Consider the following 3,592-nt stretch of genomic DNA (forward strand, 5'->3'; position numbering starts at 1 on the left):
GGCGGCGGGCGCCGCCGGACTCGTCCTCCGCTCGCCCACCCCACTCCTCCGCTTCTCCCCTCCCCGCTCCCCGCTCCCCACTCCCCGCTCTCCAGGAGGGAGCCGCGCACCGCGCGGTTACGATGCGGCATGGCGAAAAAGCTGGTGATCAAGGTGACGGCGGGCACCGACGCGCCCGAGCGCTGCTCGCAGGCGTTCACGGTCGCCTCGGTGGCGGCGGCGAGCGGGGTCGAGGTCTCGCTGTGGCTCACGGGCGAATCGGCGTGGTTCGCGCTGCCGGGCCGCGCGGCGGAGTTCGCGCTCCCGCACGCGGCACCGCTGCCCGACCTGATCGAGGCGATCCGGGCCGGCGGCACGATCACCCTGTGCACGCAGTGCGCGGCACGCAGGGGCATCGAGCAGAAGGACGTCCTGGAGGGCGTGCGGATCGCGGGGGCGCAGGTCTTCGTGAGCGAGATCATGAAGGACGACGTGCAGGCGCTCGTCTACTGAGGCCCGGCGCCGGTACGGGACCGGTCAGGGCCCGGCGCCGGTACGCGAGCCCGGCGCGCCGCTACGGGGCTCAGCGCCGGCGGTCGCGCGGGGGCGTGCGTCCTCCGCCGCGCCCCTCGCCCCCGGGGCCGTTCCCGTCCCCGTCCTTCTCGTCCCACCAGCGGTCCTCGGGGCCGCGCCGGTTGGCGACGATCGCGGCGACGGGCGGGATGACGAGGGCGACGACGCACATGGCGATGGCCGCCGGAACGGACCAGATGCGGACGAAGGCCCAGGCGGAGACGAAGAGGACGAGGCAGATCCCCATCATCAGGAAGTAGGCCCGTCGCCGTCGCGCGTACATCCCACCACCGTAGGCCGCCCCGCGCCCGAAGGCACGCGCGCGAAGGCACGCGCGCGGCCGCGCCCGGAACGGCGCGGAGGGCCGTGCCCCGTCAGCAGGAAGCGTCCAACCCCCTGGGGCACGGCCCTCCGGCCGGTTCACGTCCCCCGCGTCACGCGCGAGGGCCGTGGTACCGCGTCTCCGGTACCGCTCAGACCGCGATGGCGACCTCGGCGAGCCCGCCCTCCTGCGCGACGACGGTGCGGTCCGCCGTGGCGCCGGGGACGAGGGCGCGCACGGTCCAGGTCCCCTCGGCCGCGTAGAAGCGGAACTGCCCGGTCGCGGAGGTCGGGACCTCGGCGGTGAACTCGCCCGTCGAGTCGAGGAGCCGCACGTATCCGGCGACGGGCTCGCCGTCGCGGGTCACCTGCCCCTGGATCGTGGTCTCACCGGGCTTGATCGCCGAGGCGTCGGGGCCGCCGGCCTTCGCTCCACACATGAACTACTCCTGTAGCGGGTCGGGGTGGGGTGTGCGGGGACCGCGCGGGGCGCGCGGTCCCCCGGGGGCTACTTCGCGGGGCCGAGCTCGATCGGCACGCCGACGAGGCTGCCGTACTCGGTCCAGGAGCCGTCGTAGTTGCGGACGTTCGGGATCTCCAGGAGCTCGTGCAGGACGAACCACGTGAGGGCCGAGCGCTCGCCGATGCGGCAGTAGGCGATCGTGTCCTTCTCCAGGTCGACCTGCTCGTCGGCGTAGAGGGCCCGCAGCTCCTCGTCCGACTTGAAGGTGCCGTCGTCGTTGGCGTTCTTCGACCACGGGATGTTGCGGGCGCTCGGGATGTGGCCGGGGCGCTGCGACTGCTCCTGCGGCAGGTGCGCGGGGGCGAGCAGCTTGCCGCTGAACTCGTCGGGCGAGCGCACGTCGACCAGGTTCTCGGCGCCGATCGCGCTCACGGCGTCCTCGCGGAAGGCGCGGATCGAGGTGTCCTGCGCGCTCGCGGTGTACGTCGTCGCGGGGCGGGCCGGGACCTCGGAGCCGTCGACCAGGTCGCGGGAGTCCAGCTCCCACTTCTTGCGGCCGCCGTCGAGGAGCCTGACGTCCTGGTGGCCGTAGAGCTTGAAGTACCAGTAGGCGTAGCTCGCGAACCAGTTGTTGTTGCCGCCGTAGAGGACCACGGTGTCGTCGTTGGCGATGCCGCGCGCGGAGAGCAGCTTCTCGAAGCCCTCCTGGTCGATGAAGTCGCGGCGCACCGGGTCCTGGAGGTCCGTCTTCCAGTCGATCTTGACGGCGTTCTTGATGTGGTTCTTGTCGTAGGCCGAGGTGTCCTCGTCCACCTCGACCACGACCACCTTCGGGTCGTCGATGCGGGCCTCGACCCAGTCGGCGTCTACCAGGACGTCGCTGCGGCTCATACTCTTCTCCTCCGTCGTGCGGGATGCGGGCGGGCTGTGGCCCGGCAGGGGTGCGCGAAGTGCGGGGTGTACGGGGCGATGCGGCCGTACGAGCGGGAGTGCGGCCCGGGCGAGGGGCGGCCGGAGCGTCGCGCGCCGCGGTCAGGCGGTGCTGTCCGGCTGCGTTCCGGGGCTCTGGGCCGGGAACGCGGCCCGCGCGGGCGTCAGGAAAGGCGACAGAGCATGGCGGCGACGCGGCAGAGGTCCACTGCCCGCCGCTTCGTGAGGTCCGCCTGGTGCGTCATGGCACCGATCGTAGGGATCGATTCCGGGACATGTCACCGTCCGTTCACATACTGAGACGATGTGGTCCGCATGGCGGGCACCGCAGTTCAGCGGGCGTCCTCCCTGAGGTCGAGGTCCTTCCCCGAGAACCGCACCCGCAGCCCGTCGCCCTCGGTCCGTACGGAGTCCAGGCGCAGCCCTTCGGGCAGGTCACCGGCCCGCTGCTCGATGTCGAAGGAGTCCCCGGAGCCGCCCGGGAGCGGGATGCCGAGGTCGGGGAGGGTGTCGGCGTGGATGGCGAAGCGGTCGCCGTCCTCGATGGAGACGGAGCAGAGCACCGTGAACGTCCCCGGCAGCGTGCGCCCGAGGACGCTGCCCCTGACGCCCACGGCGATCCGGCCCTTGCCGCCGTCCTTGAGCGAGGCGACCTTCGCGGAGACGCCGGGGGCGACGGACATCTTCTCGCTACCGAGGGACTTCACGAGGTCCCGGTACGCGAGGTGCGCGCTCCCGCTCGCCCCGTCCACCCGCGCGCGCTCGTAGTCGTCGGCGAACCGCACCCCGCGCAGCGCGGCGTCCACGCGCGCGACCCGTACCCGCCCCTGCCCGGTCCGCGCCCGGTACCCGTCCATGCGGACGTCCACGCGCTCCATCCGGCCGGCGAGGGCCTGCGTGAGGAACGGGAACCCCTGGATGCTCGCGTGGGCGCCCTCCACCCCCTCCCGCTCCACGATCCGCTTCGCGGTCTCCTCCTCCGCGCGGTGGTGCGCCCACCGGTCGGCGAGCAGCCCGCCGCCGCCGAGCAGGACGACGAGCACGACGAGTACGCGCACAGCACGCATGACGAACGGATTCCCCTCACCCACGGTCCAAGCCCCGCTGATTCTCCCGCCCTCCCCGGGACCGGGCGGGCCCCGCACGGGGCCGGTGCCCCGTGCGGCCCGCCCCGGCGGGAGGCTCACCCCGCGAGCGACCCGATCCACCACACCAGGGGGGCCGCCGCGGCGAGCGGCAGCGCGACCCCCGCCGTCATGTGCACGAACCGCGAGGGGTAGTCGTACGAGGCGACCCGGTGCCCTTTTTTTTTTTTTTTTTTTTTTT

At 72.9% G+C, this 3,592-nt stretch carries 6 protein-coding genes; 1 reads left to right on the forward strand and 5 read right to left on the reverse strand.

Annotated features, from left to right (window positions below; translation table 11 throughout):
- Positions 1–129: 129 nt before the first annotated feature.
- Positions 130–492 (forward strand): DsrE family protein, encoded by a 363-nt coding sequence (locus SSBG_RS12990; RefSeq protein WP_008746599.1) that lies wholly within the window; start codon positions 130–132, stop codon positions 490–492.
- 70 nt (positions 493–562) lie between these two features.
- Here the strand turns inward: SSBG_RS12990 and SSBG_RS12995 are convergent, their stop codons facing one another.
- From SSBG_RS12995 to SSBG_RS13010, 5 genes are all read right to left on the reverse strand, one after another.
- Positions 563–835: a DUF3099 domain-containing protein gene (locus tag SSBG_RS12995; protein ID WP_008746600.1), complete on the reverse strand. Its 273-nt coding sequence runs from the start codon at positions 833–835 to the stop codon at positions 563–565.
- Positions 836–1,025: 190 nt separating this feature from the next.
- A complete protein-coding gene (locus SSBG_RS13000; RefSeq protein WP_008746601.1) occupies positions 1,026–1,313 on the reverse strand; it encodes a DUF1416 domain-containing protein in 288 nt (95 codons plus the stop codon).
- A 68-nt stretch (positions 1,314–1,381) separates the two neighbouring features.
- Positions 1,382–2,227: a sulfurtransferase gene (locus SSBG_RS13005; protein ID WP_008746602.1), complete on the reverse strand. Its 846-nt coding sequence runs from the start codon at positions 2,225–2,227 to the stop codon at positions 1,382–1,384.
- A 203-nt stretch (positions 2,228–2,430) separates the two neighbouring features.
- Positions 2,431–2,511 carry an Ms5788A family Cys-rich leader peptide gene (locus tag SSBG_RS36140; RefSeq protein ID WP_356236317.1) on the reverse strand — a complete coding sequence of 27 codons (81 nt, stop codon included), beginning with the start codon at positions 2,509–2,511 and terminating at the stop codon, positions 2,431–2,433.
- An 87-nt stretch (positions 2,512–2,598) separates the two neighbouring features.
- Entirely contained in the window at positions 2,599–3,333 is a 735-nt protein-coding gene (locus tag SSBG_RS13010) for a DUF2993 domain-containing protein (protein WP_008746603.1), read from the reverse strand.
- Between the last annotated feature and the right edge of the window lie 259 nt (positions 3,334–3,592).

The sequence above is a fragment of the Streptomyces sp. SPB074 genome, from assembly GCF_000154905.1.
GTDB lineage: Bacteria > Actinomycetota > Actinomycetes > Streptomycetales > Streptomycetaceae > Streptomyces.